The sequence below is a fragment of the Stieleria sp. JC731 genome (assembly GCF_020966635.1).
Classification (GTDB): domain Bacteria; phylum Planctomycetota; class Planctomycetia; order Pirellulales; family Pirellulaceae; genus Stieleria.
The window spans coordinates 1,394,071-1,412,576 of the sequence record NZ_JAJKFQ010000011.1; the positions used below are offsets into that span (position 1 = coordinate 1,394,071).

The window sequence follows — 18,506 nt, forward strand, 5'->3', positions numbered from 1 at the left end:
GGCATGTCCGATACCCAATCCAAGCCACGTACCGCATCGGGTCAGGAATATGACCCGTCGACATTTCGCTTGCTGGTCGTTGATAACGAGGCGGCACATGCGCACGCGATGACGGAAAGCCTGGAAAAGGTCGGCTATAAATGCACCGTCGCCACCAGCGGCCCCGAAGCGGCGAAGCTGGTCGAGCGAGATACCTTCGACGTCATCATTACCGACATGGTGATGAATGACGTCGACGGAATGAAGCTTCTAAAGTTGGCCGGTGAGCGATTGCCAGACGCAGAAGTCGTCATGGTGACCGGTCATGCGACCGTGCCGATTGCCGTCGAAGCGATGCAGCAAGGCGCGTTTAACTTCCTCGAGAAGCCGATCACGCCTAATCGACTTCGTGCGATTGTCGAAAAGGCGGTCGGAGCCGTTGCACTGCGACGTCACAACAATGAGTTGATGTCGCGCTTGGATGAACGATTCGGCTTCGAAGGCATCATCTACGTCAGCAAGAAGATGCAAGAGGTCATCGATCGTTTGCGCCGTATCGCGGCGACCGATGCGACCGTCTTGATCACCGGTGAAAACGGTACTGGAAAAGAAGTCGTCGCCCAAGCGATCCACCAGAACAGTTCGCGCCGAAACAAATCCATTGTCGCCATCAACACTGGCGCGATCGCCGAAAACCTTGTTGAAAGCGAGTTGTTTGGTCACGTTAAGGGATCATTCACCGGTGCCGATGCAGACCGCGTCGGCGCATTTGAATATGCCAACGGCGGAACTTTGTTTTTGGACGAAGTTGGCGACATGCCAATGGGCACGCAGATCAAACTGCTGCGTGTTTTGGAAGAAAGCAAAATCACCCGAGTGGGCGACAACAAGGCGATCAAAGTCAACGTTCGATTGGTCTCGGCTACCAACCGTCCGCTGGAAGACATGATCGACGCGGGAACCTTTCGTAGCGATTTGTATTTCCGCTTGAAAGTGATCACCGTCACATTGCCACCGCTTCGAGAACGGCGGGAAGACGTGATCCCGTTGATGGATCACTTTCGCAAAATGTTTCTTCGCCGCCACAGCAAGCAGGCCGCCCATTTCACGCCTGCGGTCACCAAACGCTTCTTTGCGTATGACTGGCCCGGTAACGTGCGGCAATTAAGAAACTTCGTCGAAACGATGGTGGTGCTCGATACCGACGAGAAGCTCGATCTGGATGACCTTCCACCGGAATTGATGGATGAATCCGAATTGTCGATGCCCGAAGAGGTAATCGAGGTCCCCGGGATCCCTGATGCTGCCGATTCCGGATTGATCGGCCAGCCACTGAGCGTGATCGAGAAGTGGGCGATCGAAAAAACGTTGCAGTTGACCAATGACAATCGCGAAGAGGCGGCAAAGATCCTAGGGATCGGAGCACGCACGCTTTACCGCCGACTGGATCAGTACAAGAAGGAAGGCGATCCCGACGAGCTTGAAGTCGACGGCGACGAATAGTCATCGCCGTGTCATTGGTTTCGACTTCGGCTGATCCACAATCAGTGAACGGGGATTGCCACTATTCGGCTTCCCAATGCTCGTTGAAAAATCCCGCGTCGACAAACCGTCCAGGGGCTCTCGTCGTGGCACCATCTGTGATATCAACGATCGCCCAATCGGGCAGCTTCGGCGTCTGACGAGCGTTATTCAGATAGTCGTATTCTCGGAAAGTAAATCCGCTGTTTGCCACGATGTAGCGATCTGGATTAAGCGGGTTCGGTGACACAAAGATTCCGGCGTGGTTGGTTCGTGGGAACGACTGGCTGCCGAGTTGAATCTGGTCGGCAGTCCAACGAACCGGAAGTGCATCGGCCAGTCGAGCCAATAGAGTGTTGGATTCCGAATCGCCAAATGCGATCAAGTTCTTCGACGCGATCATCTCTTTGGTCACGTCGATGTCTTTCACCACACGGATGTCACCGCGAAAGTGTTTTCGCCAGTGATTCATTGCGTGTTTCGCTTCCTGTTCCGCCCATTGATGGAAAGCCTTGTCAGACGAGGTCCGCGTCGGCAATACAAAGATAAATGCATCCATGAACGCATCGTCGATCGGGCCCTGGATCCCCGGTTTCTTTCGAATTGCCCGATCGGGTTGACCGATTGACCATTTGCCATTTTGGTTGACCAATTTGACGTTCCAAGATCGATCCGATTTGATTGCGGGGCCTTCAATCGTTTGCCCGTCAATCGCGATGGCAGGTCGACATGGATAATCGCCTTGCCACTGCGCGGGGCCAAAGTCCAGTGTCAATGCCGTGACGTTCTCGGATTGAATCTCGACTTGAGCTTCGTTAACCAATTTTGCTTCCACGTGAGCCTTCGCCCAGTGCTGAACAAGACCGGTTAGCTTCAGCCAGTGCATCCGGTTGTAACGCAGCGTGTACGTGGTGAAGTCAATTTCATCGGGAGTCTCGCGAGAAACCAAGTTGGCAAGTTGATCCATTCGCTTTTCAATTTCCACTTTCGAATCTTCATGGATCTTGTGCGCGGTGTCGGGACCGATGATGTGGACCAAGTCGATGTGATGTTCACGCAGTGCTGATTGCATCACATCAGCCGCTTGCTTTTGTTTGTCGATTTCACCGCTGTAGGCGACGGTCGGACAATGAATCAGATTTCGGGCCCAAGGCGGACAATCGTAAAGTTGCCAAAGGGTGCGTTGGAATTCAGGAGTACCGGCGAGATCTTCTTGCTGGAATGACTTCAAAAATTCCGGCGTTTCACTAAAACCAGCACCCGGGTTTGCTGCGAAGAATTGATCGGGGTAATGCGTCGCGAATTGCCAACATGCGGCGCCGCCCATCGAAAATCCACGTGCCGCAATTCGCTGGCTATCAACGGGAAGTCGTGTTTTCAAATACTCCAACGATTCGAAAACGTCGACTTCGCCAGCGAATTTGAACGCGTTGCTGTATCGGCCAAAAGGATGAAGCACAAACGTGTCATCGGGCGTGTATTGCCCCGCATTGTTTTGTCCGGTCCACAGAAAGTTGACTTCGCTTAGCTTTTCGCCGCGACCGTGAAACCACAGGTCCAACCGCCGTGGGCGACGATCGTTTGCGGTGAAACCAGAGGGGACGACCAACGCATAGGGTTGATAAGAATCATCTATCTTTGATGTATAGCCGCCAATGATCAATTGTTGGTTTTCACCAGATCCGAATCCGACAACATGCGACCAATCGGCTTTGGACTTGGCACGTTCGATCCTCGCCGCGGCTTCGTCAAGTAACTTATCGGCGTTGTCGAGTTCACTTTCCTTGTAGAACTGATTGAGCACAATGGCCAGTTCTACAGCACGTGGGAAAACAAGGATTTCCGACTGAAGACTGGCCAAGTTTTTTTCATGAGCTATGGCTGCGGACTTTTGCCAAGACTTGCTTGTCTTCGTCGCTTGCGCCGCCTCAACCAGAACGGCCGACATCGATTTGCGAATCGACTCACATCGTTGGCGAAGCAATTCGATTTTCGCCCCGTCCGCTTGGATTCCGACCGGAGGTATCGGGCGAACGGATGTGGCGATGTTATCGGCGGGCCCATCGGCCAAGCCACACGAAGCGAATAGAAGTGATCCGAAGAGGAGAGACCGGCGCAGCATGGATGGCACCTTGAGGAGGAAGGGGGTTGAGGCGGGGAGAACTGAAGGAGTCCTAGTATGTACCGGCCAATAATATAACTGGTTACAGCACGGAGGAGCGGACTGCGCAATCCACTCGTCACAGTTGCTGTGACGCATTGAGTTACTGTCGGCACGGCGGAGCGTGCCGGGTACTTTGTTGATAGTACCCATCACAGTCCCTGTGGTGTGAGGCAGGGTTTGTCGACCAGTGGTTGAACCGCGATTTGGCACGGCGGAGCGTGCCGGGTACTTTGTTGATAGTCCCCATCACAGTCCCTGTGATGGGAGGCAGGGTTTGTTGCGCGGCGGTTGAGTACCGATTCGGCACGGCGGAGCGTGCTAGGTACTTTGTGATAGTACCCATCACAGTCCCTGTGATGTCAGGCATGGTCGGTCGCGCAGCGGTTAAACACCGATTCGGCACGGCGGAGCGTGCCGGGTACTTTGTTGATGGTACCCATCACAGTCCCTGTGATGTTAGGCAGGGGTAGTCGCGCGGCGGTTGAACCTCGATTCGGCAAGGCGGAGCGTGCAAGGTACTTTGTGATAGTACCCATCACAGTCCCTGTGATGTCAGGCACGGTTTGTCGCGCAGCGGTTGAACCTCGATTCGGCACGGCGGAGCGTGCCGGGTACTTTGTTGATAGTACCCATCACAGTCCGTGTGATGCGTTGGGTTACTGACGGCACGCCGGAGTGTGCAGTGGACTTTGGGGCTAGTCAGCTAACTGTGCTTCGGCCCAAAGGCTGGGATCTTCCATGACCGGATACTCAGGTCCCAGGCTTAATGTTTGCCAGCCAAGTTCGCGGTCGAGAACCGCGAAATAGAAACCCAGTCTTGACTGATCTTTCGGATCGTACCCCGTCATTGCTGGCGATGGGATCAAACCGCTAAGCTCGTACCCGTCATGACGAGCGAGTGTCTTGATTCGCAGTGTGTCCGGAGGAACCTGTTTGGGATTCGCCCTGGCCCGATTGATTTCGATCAGCGATGCGAGCGCTCGTTCGCGTCGTGGGCCGCCACCGGCTGGCATGAATAAGAATCGGTGACAGAAACCGGTCGCTCGGTGAATATTGGGACTGCAGCGCGTATCGACCCATAGGTGAAAACCGTCGGACTCATCGAGTCTCGTTTCGCGGCACCAAGGCAATTGCTTTTTTCCGAAAACTCGGATTTGAAACCCCAGCCCAGAATCGGACCATGCGATCCGAACGTCCGCATAGTTGCGGCGGTCTGCCAATGCACCAAACGATGGGACGCGGCAACGCTCGGGCAGTTGAAGCCCCTTGTCGGTCCACTCCAGTTCATCCCGCCGAATTGTCAATTCGAAGCGAAATAGCATCGTCGGATCGATGAATTGGTTCGGCTTCGTTTTAGGCGGTTGCATGTTCAGCAGTTTTGGACAGGAAACAAGTCTGGCAAGAATCGAACAGGCGTAGTGTGCACCACACCGTTGTTCGATGTCATCGACCGTCAGCTCGAAGCCTCTTTTTGGGCCAAGATAGTGATCGCGTCGAGAGCGAGCCGTAGTGACTTTGCGGCCATGACAAAATTGGTATGTCCGCTGACTTCGGGTTGAATCTCTTCGTAGAGTTCTGTGGCTTTGCGAAGCTTCGAAAGCTTTTTGCGAGCCATCTTCATGTACTTGGCGTCATCGTCGACTTCATCGATCGGGCCAACGGCCAAAATGAAATCATAGATGTCACGGACGATGTCTCTTAAGTCTTCATCGTCTTCGGATTCATCAGCGTGCTTTAGAAACGTGCGCACCATCCATAGGTGCGCAACTTGTTGATCAATCTGGATGACGCGATCATGCGAGTCGCTTGATGAGGTCATCGAATATTAAACCGGCGTTGGTGTCGACAAAAAGAATCAGGTTTCGGTCGGCGAGTCTGCCGCGGAGCCTGCTGCAGGGGAATTGTCAACGGAGGTCGTCGCCGCCGGTTTCGCGGGGGCGTGACCGTGCGGGGTGTAGTACGCGGTCAGGCAGATGCCGATAGCGACCAAACCCATTCCGACAAACATCAACGGGTTGCCTTCGTGGAACTTGAGGTACGATGCGATCGCGTTGACGGTGACAGCACCACCGAAAACGATTGGCATCACATAGCTGGGCTTACCGCCCGCTTTTGTTAGGGCGAACGTCAACGCCAGTGCGCCGAGTGCACCCAGGCTGCCCGCCAGAAATCCCCACTTCATCGCGGGATTGTAAGCGCCGCCATAATTAAAGTTGTCGCCCGAGACCGTCTTCATCATCAAAGAACCGCCACCGATGGCGATGACCAAGTAAGCCACGCCGATGAAAACGTAGGGTTTAAAAGGACCCCATTTGACAGCCGAATCAGGTGTCGCACGTGCGTTGGTAAGCGTCGGGCCGTAAAGTCCCCAGCAAAGGGCGACGCCAAGGGCGCACAGTACTGCGAATAGTTTCATAGTTGTGAACTGTAGTCTTGTGGTGGAGGGGCGAACCGGAGGGAGTTTTAGATCTTGTGAAGGAAGTGGCAGATATCGCCGTCTTGCATGACGTATTCTTTTCCTTCCACACGTAGTTTACCGGCTTGGCGAATTTCTTTTTCGGTGCCAAACGTTTCGAGGTCTTCCAAGGTGTAAACCTCGCATCGAATGAAGCCTTTTTCGAAGTCGCTGTGGATCACACCTGCGGCTTGGGGTGCGGTGGCGCCAGCGGGAATGGTCCACGCACGAACTTCTTTTTCGCCCGCGGTAAAGTAGCTCTGCAAACCGAGCGTTTTGTAAGCCGCTTGGGCGATCGTGCTTAACGCGGGGGCTTCCAGTCCGACGTCTTCGAGCATTTCCGCGCGGTCTTCGTCGTCCAGTTCCGCCAATTCGGCTTCTAACTTGGCGCTGACACAAACGACATCTGCGCCGGTCTTTTGCGCGTGTTCACGAACTTTATCGACGAGCGGATCTTTGCCTTCCAAGTCATTTTCGTCGACGTTGGCGACATACAGAATTGGCTTTGCGGTCATCAACCCGAAGCTGTGAATCGACTTCGCTTCCGCTTCGGTCAGTTTCAGAGTTCGCAGTGGTTGTTCTGATTCCAGATGGGCATTGCACTTTTCGATTGCCGCGACACGCAGTTTGGCTTCTTTATCGCCGCTTCGCGCGGTTCGCTGGGCTTTCGCCATCGCGTTTTCAAGCGTTTGCAAATCGGCCAAAACCAATTCGGTTTCGATCGTGTCGATGTCGGCTACCGGATCGACATTGCCAGCAACGTGAACCACGTCAGGGTCTTCAAAGCAGCGAACGACTTGCACAATCGCGTCGACTTGGCGGATGTGGCTTAGGAATTTGTTGCCCAAGCCTTCGCCTTCACTTGCACCTTTGACAATCCCCGCGATGTCGACCAGCTTCAGAGCAGCCGGAATGGTTTTCTGCGGTGTGATGTACTTTGTGATTCGCTCCAAGCGTTCGTCCGGGACGTTGACGATCCCCTCGTTCGGCTCAATCGTGCAGAACGGATAGTTTTCACTTTGGGCGGCTTGTGAGCTCGTTAAAGCGTTGAAAAGCGTGCTTTTTCCAACGTTTGGCAGACCGACGATCCCGGCTTCCATCGATATTGTCTTTGGCAGTTGCAGTGACTGGAATAAAAGGCAAAGCGTATCATCGTCCGACCAGTTTTCGAAGGGCACATTGCGCAGGTTGGGGCCGGGGTTGGGACGGAATACGGTTCCCCCGAAACCGGTCGATAAAGTGCCACGCCGCCGGAGAAGTTTCACTGGTCGTTACAAGACGACTGAGATAGCGGTGTTGCACAGCCGAGACGGGATAAATCATGAAGAATCGCCAGATTTCTTGACGAGGAAGTGCAATCGCACGAGGCGGAATTCGCAGTCACGGAGGACCATCGAAACTCGCAATCTGAAAAGGTCTTTCCAGTGCGACGCTTCACCCTCGGAGCCATTATTCTTCTTGCAGGCGGCTTGATGTCCCTGCCATTTCGTCGACCAAGTGTGCCAGATCCTGGCCCGAACCCGGCGAATCGCTATGGCGCCCCCGAAAACTTTGACGACCGCACCATCGAGATGTTGGTTCAGGAAGTCACTGCGGAGGTCGACGTTCCGACTCTCTATGAGCCTCAGCGGGAGATGATGAAGCCAGATCCTGTCACAACCGTGAATTCGATGCCTTTACGGTATGAAGACACGGCGATTCCCTTGCAGCCGGATCCGCTGTACGCCGAGCGTTTCAACGCCGCTGTCAGTCAGAATGCACAACAGCCGGTTGCTGCGCGTTCGCCCTTGCCGCGAAACTCACTCCCACAGCCGCCATCAGGGATCACGACCCAGCCCCAAACGACGATGGCAAGCAATCCCACAATTTCTAGCGAGGATGCGGGACGGATCGCAGAGTTCGAACGGCGATTCGCAGGAACTGAGTTTGTTGACGAAACCGTTTCAGAGCTGCTGATGAACCCCCATCCCGCGCGAGCTTTGGTGCCGACTGCTCCGGTTCGTTCCGATAGCGCGCCACTGGTTGCTGATGAACAAGGTTTCCGCTCACAGACAACTCCGTTTGCGGTGCCACACCCGCAAAACTATTCGACTCTGCCGGCGTCTGCGGCTCGTCTTACCGACAACGTCACCCCTGATCGCGGCGGAAGGCCTGCAGACCAGTCTATTTTACAGACATTGCCTGCAGGCGATTTGTCTGTCGAGCCCGATGCGGCTCGTCAGCGGCATTGGATTCGACAGCCGGATTGATAAGATTGAGGCGTCGGACGGACTGTCCGATCGACTATCACTTGAGGCGAATCGTTGCCCTTGAAGCCGGCGCGTTTTGCCCGTTCGCTCACCGGACCGAAGATTGGATTATCGAGCCCTGATGAGTGGCCAGCGACGAGGGCTGGTCGCGATGCTTTTGCGTTGTGGTCTTCGCGTTGCCGCGCTGCCGTATTCGTGGGCGGTTCGAATCCGCAATCGAAAGTTCGACAATCAGCCCAGTCACACTCAGTCGGTTTCGGTGCCTGTCATCAGTGTTGGTAATTTGACCACCGGCGGTACAGGAAAGACGCCCATCGTGGCGTACTTGGCAAAGTGGTTTCGGGCACACGGAATTCGTGTTGCGATTGTCAGCCGCGGGTATGGACGCGGCGACGCATCGGAAAACGATGAGGCCAAGGAACTGCATCAGCGTCTTCCTGACGTTCCCCATATTCAAGACCCTGACCGCGTGGCAGCCGCGCAGATCACGATCGATGAACTAGAAACACAGCTGATCCTGATGGATGATGGGTTTCAGCACCGGCGGCTTGGTCGAGATCTGGATATCGTTTTGATCGATATGACCTGTCCGTTTGGCTATGGGTATGTCTTACCACGCGGATTGCTGCGAGAGCCCATAGCGTCGCTGTCGCGAGCCGACTTGGTGATCCTCACGCGTTGTGATCAAGTCAGTGAAAAGGAAATTGATGACGTCCTACAGACGATCAGAAAGGTCAAGCAAACCTTGCCTGTCGTTCGTTGTTCACATCAGGCAAGTGGATTACTGACGTACCCAAATACCACATGCCCGCTCGATCAGTTAAGCGGTAAACGAATCCTAATGGTTTCCGGAATTGGCAATCCCGACGCTTTTCAGCGAAGCCTTACCGATCAAGGAGCAACGGTCGTCGGTCGCCGTGACTTGGCCGATCATGTTGAATTCGATCGGGAAGTGATCAGGGAACTCGAGACATGGGTTCGCAGTTTTCAGGGAGCTGACATGCTGGTCTGCACCCATAAAGACTTAGTCAAAATTCAAGCTGACCGACTGGCGGGATTACCGCTCATGGCGTTGACGATCGAGGCGAAAGTGGACGCGTCTGATGAGTTCGAGCACCTGTTGCAGCAAGTCAAAGTGAAAGCCGAAGCAATCGAGTCCGAGTTTTAGAAGGCAGAAGGCGCGAATGGCTATACGTCAGAGACGGGGCCTTGTGGTCTGACTCTTGTCTGGCTGTTGCGATCGAAGTGTGGCCTTGGAACCACGCCGGTGCCTTGCCCTTCGTCACTGTGGACCGCCAACGCTGCCATTCGTTGTTCGTTTTTGCGATCGGAAAACTTGGTTGCCCCATCAAGATCGCCCAAGTATTCTTCGCGGACTTGCGGATGCTGTTTAACTTCTTCAGGTGTTCCGTCAATCAACACTCGACCGGCGGAGATCACATAGCAACGATCGACCGTTCCCAGGATTTCTCGGGCCGCATGGTCGGTGATCAGGACGCTGATTCCTGATTCACGGAGTTGCATGATGACACCCTGGACCGACTGGACGGTGACCGGGTCAATTCCGGCGAACGGTTCGTCCAGCATGACAATGTTCGGTTCGGAAACGAGGCACCGGGCGATTTCCAAGCGTCGGCGTTCGCCGCCGCTTAGACCCGCGGCACGACTTTTACGAATGTGGGTGATGTTAAATTCTTCCAGCAATTCGTCGGTGCGGATTCGCCGCTGTTTGCGATCCATCCCCAGTAATTCCAACAGCGCCGAGATGTTTTGCTCGACGGTCAGTTTTTTGAAGACGCTTGGATCTTGAGGCAGATAGCCCATATGCCCGTCGCGTGCGCGGCGAAACATTGGCCAGTCGGTGACGTCGCGACCTTCTAGGTAGACGCGTCCACGATCGGGTTGCACCATCCCGCAGATCATGCGGAAACTTGTCGATTTTCCAGCACCGTTCGGACCGAGCAGCCCAACAATCTCGGCTCGGCCGACTCGCAAATTCACGCCGTCGACAACGCGGCGACGACCATACGTTTTTTGCAGGTCGATCGCTTCCAGAACCGGAGTCACTTCCTGGTCAGACGGTTTCATGATTTGCGAATTCCATTTGCAAAGGATGTTTGCCGAGATGGCTTTGTGATAGCTGGGGGTGGGCTATCGAATCAAGCGAAATCGGTCGAAGTTCGGCGTAAACGGCAGCGGCGATCGCCAGGGGTGTGGCCAGAATACCAGAACGGCTTTACCAACCAACAAGTCACGTGGGACGTACGAAGCGTCCGCGTAGACTTCGGCGCTTTCGCGTACATGAGACGGCAGGTCTGTCGATGCCCGTTTGGTTCCCGCCCAACAGCGAGCGTCAAGACTTTCAGGGCTGTTGTCTCCCATCGGAAAGAACTGGTCTTCGCCGAGTTCGAATGAGACTTCGCGACGCGTTTTCCAAATCGGATACTCTGTCCACAGGTCCGGATTTTCAAGAATCTTCTGGATCTCGACATCCGAAATGCTGTTGTTCGCCAGCCCGTAAAGTTCGCTGGGAGAGTAGTCCATCAATTGGTAATTGCTGGTGTTCGTCGCGATGTAATACTTGTCGCGACTGATTTGAACTCGGTTGACGGTTGCCTGCCCACCACGGACAGCGACGGCAAACGGCGATGCGTCAAGCGGACGCCCTGGACCTTCATAGTACGGACGGTTGTTGGCGATGTCTTCGTGAATCAGGGAAACATCGTAGGTCGTTGGGCCCTCGAAGCTGACGCGTTCACCGTCTATCCACAATCGCAATTCGTCGTCGCAATTTGAAAAGCGAATCGCGACATTTTGGCCGGCTCGTAGCGATGTGTTCGCGACAACGGTCTCAGCTGGGCTGTCGTCGTTTAAGTCACCGAAAACCGCCTGGGCAGCTCCGCCAAACAATGCGGAAACGGTTGCTTTACCTGTCGAGAGGTCGATCGAACACCGGTATTGGACACCTGCTTCGGTGATTTCAAAAACAGCGGTCTTTGATTCAGGCGAGGTCTCCAACTGAGTTTCAACGATCAGGTCGCCGACCCAATGAAGACCTTCGTTCGCGATTCCATTTTCACCGAAGTCGACATAGTCAAATTGAGACAGCGGACCTCCCGGTTCGTAGCCTTCTTTGGGAGTCGGCGAATTGATCGAACCGACAAAGATCCCGGTAACGTTTTTTGCCAGCGAGCCCAAGTTTGAAAACAGCGACGGGCGTGCGGGACGTTCCGGAATCACTTTGCCACTGGAGATGCGTTCGTTGTAAACCTTGCTGGTCGGAACGCTGATGTAGCAATCGTAGGCATAGTAGTCCGAAATCAGTCGACTTTGGTATGGATCGACGTCTGCGAGTGATTCGCCATCACGGGCTTGGTTCCATTGCACGCCGCTGGGGTAGTGATGGAAATATCGCAGCCAGCGGTCTTCGGTCTCAGATGCGTTGTCAATTTTCGCAACGAGTCCGGCTTCGCTGCGAGAAACCTTCCAGGAATCCTCCGGTGGTGCCTGCGAGCCTTCGTCCCAAGCTTGGAATCGACTGGGGTAGTCCGCTTTGATCAGTAGCTGCGATTGTTGGCTGGAGTCGTAGACGTGATGCCGCATCGCCATCAATTTTTGATCCGGCTTACGCAGGATCTCTTTTTTGCCTGATCGGTCGGTGACATAAACATCGCCATGGCGGATCGAAAGGGTCTCGCCCGGTAGGCCGACGAGCCGCTTGATGTAGTTTTGCTTCGGGTTGCCCGGGAACTTGAAAACAATCACATCCCAACGTTTCGGATCGCTAACGGCGTATGCGTATTTACTGACAAGAATTCGATCGCCGTTGAATGTCTTGTCGTTCGATTCGTTGATAAGGTCAAGATTGTTGACCGCTCGGCAATTCGGGCAAATTCCCGCGACGACCGTTTCGTTTTGAATCAAACCGCGACGTTCTTTGCTCGCACCGACCTGAAAGCGGTGCTCGCATTCGGAACACCAAATGTCCTTATGGGCTCCCATCAACGCGGGGGCCATCGAACCGGTCGGAATCACAAATGCTTCGGCGATGAACGCTCGAAACAGCAAAGCCAGGATAAATGCGACAACGAATGCTTCGACCGTCTCTCGGCCGCCTTCGGTGCGAATCGCCTCGGCACGTTTCTCTTCGCGAGTTTGACGAGTGGTGCGAGCACCTTTTCCCTGATCGGAGTCCTTTGGCGAGCCGTCGTTGTCCACGGTCGATTCTGGACCCGAATCGGATGTCGTTTGGTCCGGGGATTTATTCGATTTTCGAGGCATTCAATCGTCGGCGATCGGAAAGAGGTTTGGGCGGCGCTGGCAATCTGGGAGGAAATTGTGTCGGCGACGCATTTTGCGTGCCATCCTAGCGGTTTCGCTGTTCGAAGGGAACTTCGATTCAAACGCCAAATTCTTGGTCGCGAATTTGTTTTTGGCCTTCAATGCGACTTTAAATGGGGGACGGAGGCCCCAGAAACAGGGACGTTTTTGCGAGCGTGGTTCGGAAACAGGGAATGCCGCCGGTGGCAGATTTCTCGGCAACCTGGAAGACAACACAGGTGTAAGAAACCTGCACATCGATCGTCAGAACCTATAGAATGACACGGAGATTCACCGACGATACCGCTTAGGATTGAAGCCCTACCATGCGACTTCTCAATTTGCGAACGCAGCCAGCAATCAAGGCAGATGCTTTTAAGGCCGTTGCAATCGCTCTGGCAGTAATTTTGTCCTGTCAATCCGCATCAGTGGTCGCCGTTCAGCAATCCGATTCAGAACAGTCGAACCAATCGAGCACGGACCATTCCGCTCAGGTCAGTAAAGCATCCAAAGGTTCGGCGAACACACAGCTGATCGCGGAATTGATCAACAAGCTTGGTAGCGACAGTTACGCGACCAGAATTCGTGCAAGAGACCAGCTGAAGGCTTTCGGTTTGGAGGCTTTCGACGCGTTGTACGAGGCTCAAAAACACGACGATAGCGAAATCCAATCTGCCGCTCGGTACTTGCAGACAAGTTTGCAAGTCAACTGGTCCAACGAAACGGACCCGAAGCAGGTTCGCGAAATCCTTTACGAATACGGTGCGCAAAATGCGACCGATCGTCTCGCCCGAATCGAACTGTTGGGGCGGTTGCCTGATTTCATGGGCGTCGAAGCTCTGGCCAGGCTGTCGCGATTTGATCGTGAAGTTGAATTGTCCCGCCGCGCAGCGATGTTGGTGTTGAAGCAACCGATTCCCGACGAACGCAATAAGCGATTGATGCTTGCCGAAAAGATTCAGTCGGTGATTGACGACAACTCGCGAGACTCCGTCAATTGGTTGCGTACCTACGCGGCTGATCTTGTTGATGGTAGGTATGAACCGACTCGTTGGCAGGACGTTGTGATCACTCAGCGGCAGAAAGTTGATATCGGCGTCGACCCTGACATCACTGCCGAATCCGTTTTGAAGCTCATCAAAGTCATTGCGACGCGAGCAATCGAAGAAGACGAACGTCAATCGGCACTCGATCTTGTTCTCGCCAATTTGGATTTGATTTCTCCAGCTACAAAGGATCTCGCCGATCAATCCGATTGGGCGATCACTCATGAGCTATATCCATTTGTCACGGAGTTGTACCAACGACATCGCCATGCCTTTGCGATGAATGCCGAGTTGTTGTACTCCGCCGCGCAAGCCTTCCGTGACAACGGCCAAGTCGAAGAAGGTAATCAGTTGGCCATGGATGCATTTAAGGTTTCACCGCTTCCCGACGTCACGGTTGAAGAACTGGACGATGCGGACGTAGCGCCCAGCGAGGAAGAAAAAGCCAAGCTCGGTCTGACCGATCATCAGCTCGAAGATGTCGCATCCAGTCACCTTGCCGTTGCGTTGCAATTAAAGATGCGAGGTCAATTCGATTGGGCCGAACGTGAATACCGAGCCATCGTGGGGAATTGCGGAATCGAAACTTATGTCGGTATTCGATCGCGTATCAACCTCAGCTCACTCTTTGCCGAGCAGCTAAATCATGCGGACGCAGTGAAAACACTGGCTCCATTGGTTGACCGAATCGAGCGAGACCAAGAATTTGTCAAAAAGCTATTGGCCTATGACATGCTAAGCCAATTCATCCAAAGCGAGTACCACTTTCGTACTGCGATGGCACTTTTGGCGAAGGAACCGGTTTCTCAAGAGGATCTGGAACAGGCAAAAGTAAAGCTCCAGACGGCATACAATCAAGACAGTGGCAACATCGATATTCTCATTCAGATGTTTCGTATCGACGATCCCAATGATCAAGATTGGCAGACACAGGTTGCACGTCAATTGAAGCAACACATTCAAGCGTCGAGTGAAGCGATTCGGCGCTATGAGGCTTCAAAACGTGCGATGTCAGACGATCGTTACCGGATGCTGCTCGGCGAAAAATACAACGAGTATGCGTGGTTGGTTGCCAATACGAAGGGTGACTACCAACAGGCGCTTCGATACAGTCAACAGTCGCTAAAGCTATCTTCGGACGATAACCCTACCCAGCGGGCTGCTCGTTTAGATACCTGCGCTCGTTGCTACTTTGCCATCGGAGATATCGAAAACGCTATCGTGACCCAAAAGGAAGCTTTGCAATACGATCGCAATTCGCTTCCGATGATACGACAGTTGGCCGAGTTCGAAGCCGCATTGAACTAATGCGGCATAAATTCATCTCGTCCGGTTTAAAGTTTAAACAGTGCAACGTTAGACACTACAACTTTGACCGCATGCCGCTTCGTCTGCCTCACTGACAGGCAGTCCTGCTTTCTGCCATGCTGTGAATCCACCGGTTAGGTTCACAACCTCGTAACCTTCGGCTTGCAATAGACTCGCCGCGATGGCTGATCTGGCGCCGCTTCGGCACTGGGTTGCCACTCGTTTGTCTTTGTCCAAGCCGTCAAAGTTGCCAGGGATTTTACCCAGGAACCGATGTTGTGCTTCTGGAATATGCCCGTCTCGCCATTCGGCTTTGCTGCGGACATCGATTAGTTGCACCTGTCCAGATTGGATGCTTTCAGAAAGCTCTTCAGGTGTCTCGCTAGCGTATGACTCAGTCGTCTTGTTCTCCTGAACCAATTCGTTTCGCTTGAACACACCCGCGATTTCGTCGATTCCAATTTTCTGCAGCACACGAATCGCCTCCTGCATATCGGCGGGCGATGATTCGTTGTCTTCGCCGATCAGGTAGACCGGCTTGTCATAGTCCAAAATCCAGCCGGCCCAAGTGGCCAGCATGTTGTTTGGAAGGTTTATCGTTCCGGGCACATGGTGTTTGCCAAATTCGGATTGGGCGATCAAGTCAATCACGGTCCCAGTTTCAATTGCCTTTTCGAGCTGATCGATATCGCAATCGCAGGTTGTGTACGATTGCCCGATGATGGCGGGGCCTTCTTTGTTGACTCGCTTCATCACCGCGAAGTATTTCGGGGCCTCCGGTTGATCATCCAAGATGTATTCGACGAACTCGTTTTCATCGGTGAACTGCAACGCTGGATTGAAAAGCTTTTCGTATCCGACTGTAGATGACGGGATCGCACCTAAGCCTTTTCCGCACGCGCTGCCGGCACCGTGGGCAGGCCAGACTTGCAAGTGGTCCGGCAGTTCCTTGAATCGCTCTGCCGATTTAAATAGGTCCCGAGCGCCAGGCTCGGCGGTGTCGGCCAATCCAGCGGCTTCCTCAAGAAGGTCTGGTCTACCGATCGATCCGACAAACACAAAGTCGCCGGTAAAAATTCCCATCGGCGAATCGGCACCACCGCCTTCATCGGTCAAGACGAAGGAGATGCTTTCGGGTGTATGCCCTGGCGTGTGCATGACTTCAAATTTAACCAGCCCGATTTTAAATGAGTCACCATCATGTAGTGCTTCATGAGGGTACTCATCGAGAAACTGGTACTTCCATTCGTCAGGTCCTTCGTCTGACATGTACAGTTTCGCGCCGAGCCGATCTGCCAATTCACGTGCCCCAGAAACGTAGTCGGCGTGGATATGCGTTTCGGCAACAGCAACAATCTCTACACCTTCTGACTTCGCAGCCGAAACGTACTGCTCGACATCACGTCCTGGATCGACGATCACCGCTTCTTTGGAACGCTGGCAGCCCACCATGTAAGACGCGTGTGCAAGCTTTTTGTCATAGAAGTATTTCAACAACATGTTTCTGCTCCTTCTTTTATTTGGAAGTTTAAGCGTTCAATAAAACTGATTTGGAGATCACAAAGATCGCGACGAGTACGACGCCGATCGCAAATACCTTTTGCAGTGCCGGACCCTGCAGTCGCTTCGAGACGATTCCACCTAGCCACATCCCTGCGAACCCGCCGACCAAAAACTGAACGACGATGGCTAGTTGCAATCCGCCACCAGATGCCACATAAGTCGATACACCGCTGATACTGACCAAAACGATTACCAACAGGGATGTGGCAACGGCTTGGTGAATTTTCATTCCGCTGAACAGCACCAGTGCCGGAACGATGATGAAGCCGCCTCCAACTCCGAACATGCCTGATAGGATTCCGGTGATAAGCCCGAGTAGGGCGAGCAGCATCGCGCATCGAGATGTCAGCCGCAGCTTTCCGTCACTATCCCGTTGGCAAGTGGCCTTTTCGCAGTCTTCAATTTCGGTTTGCTGTGCGGAATCCGCACCGACAGCGTTTTGTCGACTCTTCTGCCACATGCGGTAGGCGACGACAAACATCAGCACGCCAAAAAGAAACAAAAGCAATTGATCGGCAATCAAGGACGACAGGTAGTTTCCAATTGGCGCGCCAAACATGCCGGATACCGCAAACAGCACACCTGTTCGCAATTCAACTTCGCCGCGTATCAATTTCGGCGTCACTCCAAACAACGCGGTGCCTCCGACCGAGGCGAGCGAGATTCCGACCGCCTCTCGAGGTGCAACTGCCAAGCCGTAGACCAAAAGCGGAACTGCAAAAACACCCCCGCCCCCGCCGGTAAGTCCCAGCGCGAAACCAACAATGCTTCCGAAGATGATCGCGATTCCGATCATTGGATTCATCCAGTGGCTGAAAAGTGTCACGCATCCGCAGACCTAAAACCGCTCGGGTTGAGAGGTCGAGATGCGACGAGGTGTTGTGTTGGCGAGCATATCCAGTGGCTCGCTTTCTATAGGTCAATATATCGCCAGGTCGCGAGGTGTCAAGTTAATGGTTCTGACTGGATTGGCAGATTTGCTGCTTCGATGGCCCATTTCATCAACTTTGCTGTATCGCGAGCCGTTTGGCGGCAGAAGACTCTGCAAACACGGTGCCAGTTTCCGTGGCGGTTTCCGGAAACGTTTGGCATCGCATGGGCGTCTGTGTCGATGTCATAGCCGCAGTTGCGTGAACCCAAACGCATCACCGCCGAAATCAACCGTCGCTAGCGCGATTCGGCTCAGTTCACTTCTCCACCCTGAGCCGCAAAGGCGCTAGCCGCGGTTACGTGAACCCAAACACATCACACCCGAAATCAACCGTCGCTAGCGCGATTCGGCTCAGTGGACATCTCCAATCTGAGCCGGAAAGATGCTAGCCGCGGTTGAAATCAACGCCGGGAACCGCAGGCTGGCGCCAAGCGGCTGATGTTAGTTTTTTTCGATGGTACTAATTCAACGCTGCCACGATCGCGTGCGGCTGGGATCGGAAATCATCCAACCGTCGCTAGTGCGATTCGGCTCAGTGCACGTCTCCACCCTGAGCCGGAAAGATGCTAGCCGCGGTTGAAATCAACGCCGGGAACCGCAGGCTGGCGCCAAGCGGCTGATGTTAGTTTTTTTCGATGGTACTAATTCAACGCTGCTACGATCGCGTGCGGTTGAGATTGGAAATTATTCAACCGTCGCTAACGCGATTCGGCTCAGTGCACATCTCCAACCTGAGCCGCAAAGGCGATAGCCGCGGTTGAAATTAACGCCGGGAACCGCAGGCTGGCGCCAAGCGGCTGATATTAGTATTTTTCGATGGTACTAATTCAACGCTGCTACGATCGCGTGCGGTAGGGATTGGAAATCAGCCAACCGTCGCTAGCGCGAATACGGCTCAGTGCACATCTCCAATCTGATCCGCAAAGACGCTAGCTGCGGTTGAAATTAATGCCGGGAACCGCAGGCCGGC

Annotated in this window: 13 protein-coding genes; 4 read left to right on the forward strand and 9 right to left on the reverse strand. The window is 53.8% G+C overall.

The genetic code is table 11. The annotated features are described in order from the left end of the window. The first annotated feature begins 3 nt into the window (after window positions 1–3). Entirely contained in the window at window positions 4–1,482 is a 1,479-nt protein-coding gene (locus LOC67_RS21910) for a sigma-54-dependent transcriptional regulator (RefSeq protein ID WP_230264950.1), read from the forward strand. A 61-nt stretch (window positions 1,483–1,543) separates the two neighbouring features. Here LOC67_RS21910 and LOC67_RS21915 read toward each other — a convergent pair whose 3' ends face one another. The 5 genes from LOC67_RS21915 to ychF all read right to left on the reverse strand — a co-directional run bounded on the left by LOC67_RS21915 (window position 1,544) and on the right by ychF (window position 7,225). Next, window positions 1,544–3,622 (reverse strand): prolyl oligopeptidase family serine peptidase, encoded by a 2,079-nt coding sequence (locus LOC67_RS21915; RefSeq protein ID WP_230264951.1) that lies wholly within the window; start codon window positions 3,620–3,622, stop codon window positions 1,544–1,546. Window positions 3,623–4,359: 737 nt separating this feature from the next. Next, window positions 4,360–4,986, reverse strand: coding sequence for a hypothetical protein (locus LOC67_RS21920; RefSeq protein WP_230264952.1), 627 nt, complete (start codon window positions 4,984–4,986; stop codon window positions 4,360–4,362). 131 nt (window positions 4,987–5,117) lie between these two features. Next, complete coding sequence (locus LOC67_RS21925; protein WP_230264953.1) at window positions 5,118–5,483, reverse strand: amidohydrolase; 366 nt, start codon at window positions 5,481–5,483, stop codon at window positions 5,118–5,120. A gap of 36 nt (window positions 5,484–5,519) precedes the next feature. Further along, window positions 5,520–6,080 (reverse strand): hypothetical protein, encoded by a 561-nt coding sequence (locus LOC67_RS21930; RefSeq protein WP_230264954.1) that lies wholly within the window; start codon window positions 6,078–6,080, stop codon window positions 5,520–5,522. Window positions 6,081–6,127: 47 nt separating this feature from the next. Then, a complete protein-coding gene (gene ychF, locus LOC67_RS21935) occupies window positions 6,128–7,225 on the reverse strand; it encodes a redox-regulated ATPase YchF (RefSeq protein ID WP_230265092.1) in 1,098 nt (365 codons plus the stop codon). A gap of 366 nt (window positions 7,226–7,591) precedes the next feature. On the opposite strand from ychF, the gene LOC67_RS21940 reads away from it, so the two are divergent. Both LOC67_RS21940 and lpxK read left to right on the forward strand, forming a co-directional pair. Beyond that, on the forward strand, window positions 7,592–8,368 hold the full coding sequence (locus LOC67_RS21940) for a hypothetical protein (RefSeq protein ID WP_230264955.1): 777 nt from the start codon (window positions 7,592–7,594) through the stop codon (window positions 8,366–8,368). 121 nt (window positions 8,369–8,489) lie between these two features. Further along, complete coding sequence (lpxK, locus tag LOC67_RS21945) at window positions 8,490–9,536, forward strand: tetraacyldisaccharide 4'-kinase (RefSeq protein WP_230264956.1); 1,047 nt, start codon at window positions 8,490–8,492, stop codon at window positions 9,534–9,536. A 20-nt stretch (window positions 9,537–9,556) separates the two neighbouring features. Here the strand turns inward: lpxK and lptB are convergent, their stop codons facing one another. Together lptB and lepB are read right to left on the reverse strand one after the other, a co-directional pair. Next, window positions 9,557–10,456 (reverse strand): LPS export ABC transporter ATP-binding protein, encoded by a 900-nt coding sequence (gene lptB, locus LOC67_RS21950; RefSeq protein WP_230264957.1) that lies wholly within the window; start codon window positions 10,454–10,456, stop codon window positions 9,557–9,559. A gap of 63 nt (window positions 10,457–10,519) precedes the next feature. Further along, the gene (gene lepB / locus LOC67_RS21955; protein WP_230264958.1) at window positions 10,520–12,649 is read right to left on the reverse strand and encodes a signal peptidase I; all 2,130 of its coding nucleotides are present in this window, start codon (window positions 12,647–12,649) and stop codon (window positions 10,520–10,522) included. 365 nt (window positions 12,650–13,014) lie between these two features. Here lepB and LOC67_RS21960 point away from each other — a divergent pair, with 365 nt between their 5' ends. Continuing rightward, on the forward strand, window positions 13,015–15,042 hold the full coding sequence (locus LOC67_RS21960; RefSeq protein WP_230264959.1) for a hypothetical protein: 2,028 nt from the start codon (window positions 13,015–13,017) through the stop codon (window positions 15,040–15,042). 48 nt (window positions 15,043–15,090) lie between these two features. On the opposite strand, the gene LOC67_RS21965 is transcribed toward LOC67_RS21960, so the two are convergent. Next, the gene (locus LOC67_RS21965) at window positions 15,091–16,542 is read right to left on the reverse strand and encodes an MBL fold metallo-hydrolase (RefSeq protein ID WP_230264960.1); all 1,452 of its coding nucleotides are present in this window, start codon (window positions 16,540–16,542) and stop codon (window positions 15,091–15,093) included. Between the two features lie 28 nt (window positions 16,543–16,570). Then, window positions 16,571–17,401 (reverse strand): sulfite exporter TauE/SafE family protein, encoded by an 831-nt coding sequence (locus LOC67_RS21970; protein WP_410001167.1) that lies wholly within the window; start codon window positions 17,399–17,401, stop codon window positions 16,571–16,573. Between the last annotated feature and the right edge of the window lie 1,105 nt (window positions 17,402–18,506).